At 58.3% G+C, this 2,321-nt stretch carries 1 protein-coding gene and 3 tRNA genes; all 4 read right to left on the bottom strand.

The window, feature by feature from the left end; translation table 11 throughout:
- Positions 1-113 (bottom strand): GTP-binding protein (locus ABIC51_RS40725; RefSeq protein ID WP_244096553.1); only part of this gene is annotated, 113 nt, incomplete at its 3' end.
- 69 nt (positions 114-182) lie between these two features.
- A tRNA-Thr gene (locus tag ABIC51_RS40730) sits at positions 183-257 on the bottom strand.
- A 24-nt stretch (positions 258-281) separates the two neighbouring features.
- Positions 282-355, bottom strand: a tRNA-Gly gene (locus ABIC51_RS40735).
- 43 nt (positions 356-398) lie between these two features.
- A tRNA-Tyr gene (locus ABIC51_RS40740) sits at positions 399-484 on the bottom strand.
- Positions 485-2,321 lie beyond the last annotated feature (1,837 nt).

Consider the following 2,321-nt stretch of genomic DNA (forward strand, 5'->3'; position numbering starts at 1 on the left):
TTCGTCAGAACCGTCGTGATCGCTGCCGTCAGCGTCGTCTTGCCGTGGTCAACGTGACCAATCGTACCAACGTTCACGTGCGGCTTGGTCCGCTCAAACTTTTCCTTGGCCATTTTCAACTCCCAAAAGGAATTTCACAGGTTGCGCCGCGCGCAAACAACAAGACACTGACTTTTTACTGCTGGTGCCCATGGGCAGGATCGAACTGCCGACCTCTCCCTTACCAAGGGAGTGCTCTACCACTGAGCCACATGGGCGCTTTACGCTTCAACTTCGCGGTCTGGAGCGGGTGAAGGGAATCGAACCCTCGTCGTAAGCTTGGAAGGCTTCTGCTCTACCATTGAGCTACACCCGCACGGGCCACAAACGATTCCTTACCGCTCACTGCGCTGATATCTTGGTGGAGGAGGTTGGATTCGAACCAACGTAGGCGTAAGCCAACAGATTTACAGTCTGCCCCCTTTAGCCACTCGGGCACCCCTCCGTAGAGAACTGACGATTATGGGGGTACATCGCGCCCCCGTCAAGCACATCCGGAAGATTATTTTCACTCTCTTCCCGATGCCTGCCTGACCACCGATCTCCCGCCCTTGCCCGGCTAAGGCAAGCATGGGTGCTACCGATCAGTGCCATATCTTCGTCAGACTCCGCTTTCAGCGTCGATCTGCATCTGCGCTGAAAACGAAAGACCGCCATCATACGATCTCTTGAGCACTCTGCCAAGCGGGTAGATGCAAAATTTCCGCAAATTTCGTGCCGGGCGGATGCCATGATCTGTTTTAGATACCCCCTGGGAGTCCATAGCTGGTTTCTCGGGTTGCCTGGCCCGACCCGCCAGCGATTGACGTGACACGACTTTCGAACGCTTTCCAGCAATCGCATCATGAGTTTGGGCAACGCTTCCAACCAGAAATCGTGATGGCGACACTGGACTTTGCCAACGTCAGCGACAGGAACAATACCGTCCCGGGCCACCTGCCCGCCCTGGTTCGGAACTTCATGCGTCTGCTTGCTCTTTTTCCGGCCTTCATGATTTTGACCGCACACGCCGCTGGACCGGCAGACGCCCGTGTCGCCCGAGCACGATCACCCGGATCCGTTAGGAGGCTAGCTGATAGCCACGCCCCGGGATGCCCTGGCAGCCGCCGCATCGCTCGTCGCATATGACAGGTTGAAGTCCTCGCGCAATGCCGGGGGCCTAAGTTCGGTATACATCGGGTAGGCCGGGGACCCTCGTGGAGTCAGGATGCGGTCACCCATGCATGGCTGATCAACGATGCACCATGGACGCCATGACCGCCGGCGCCGGTGATAACGCGTCGGCAGACGAATCCTGCAGCCCAGCCTGCATCGACACATTGCAGCCATTTCTTGGCGATGACACACGGCCGTGCCTGGAGCTGCCGCGCAGGTTTGTCCCTGCAATCTCTGCGAACGGTCTGCAGTGCACGGCCCACTGCACTTCGCCGCCGTGCGAACCGACCAACGTCGGCATCTGGCCGACCTATCGCGGCAAATACACGAGCTCCCCCATGCACGTACGATGTTCGCCTCGTGCAGCTGAACACCGATACCTGGGCAGGATTCGGCGCCTGCGCGTTTTCCGCATCGCATTCATCCGAAGACGCGGGAAAGCAGGCCCACGACCTCCACACTTCCACGACCGCTGCGAGCTGCCCGGCATTTCTCGCATCGACCGGGGATCAAGGCCTGAATACGACGCGCCGGTTTACGCCGGGCAATGGCTCCGCACCGATCCGGATACCGCATGCTGGGCGCGATCGACTGACGTCGATGCGGGGGCACGCCCTTCACGTCGATAGGTGAAAGGCGGGACTGCTTTGGCGGCGCCGCCCATTCGCTCATCGAAGAAGTCTACGTGTTTCGGGACGGGCAGCCAGCGCTCATCAAAAGAACCGGCGCGAATTTCTGATGGCATCTGGTTGAGGAATTTGCGTATGTCCGGTTCGCGCTATGCGTCAACGACTTCCGTGTGGCACGCCGGAAGCGTCAATTTTTTTGAACGGGTCGATTTGAGAGAAGATGCGACGAGTTGAGAAACAAACAATCCAAGATCACTACGAGATGTCATCTTGGGCAAAATCCGACTTTGTGCGCTCGATTGGCAGCAGTCACCTGGAGCTTTCGGCAAAAGGACGCCAAACGGCGGATTTGCGCCACTCGTTGCCCAGGTCATCCTGATGGCTCATGTCGGGAACCGCCAGGCGGTAAGCGTGGCACCGACACCGTATTGCTTTAGCATGGCGGCTTTCCAATCGAGATCGCCGAGATGCCAGTGGAGCCACGTTTTATCGCGAACC

Origin of the sequence: Burkholderia sp. 572 (assembly GCF_040545135.1) — a bacterium.
Taxonomy (GTDB): domain Bacteria; phylum Pseudomonadota; class Gammaproteobacteria; order Burkholderiales; family Burkholderiaceae; genus Burkholderia; species Burkholderia cepacia.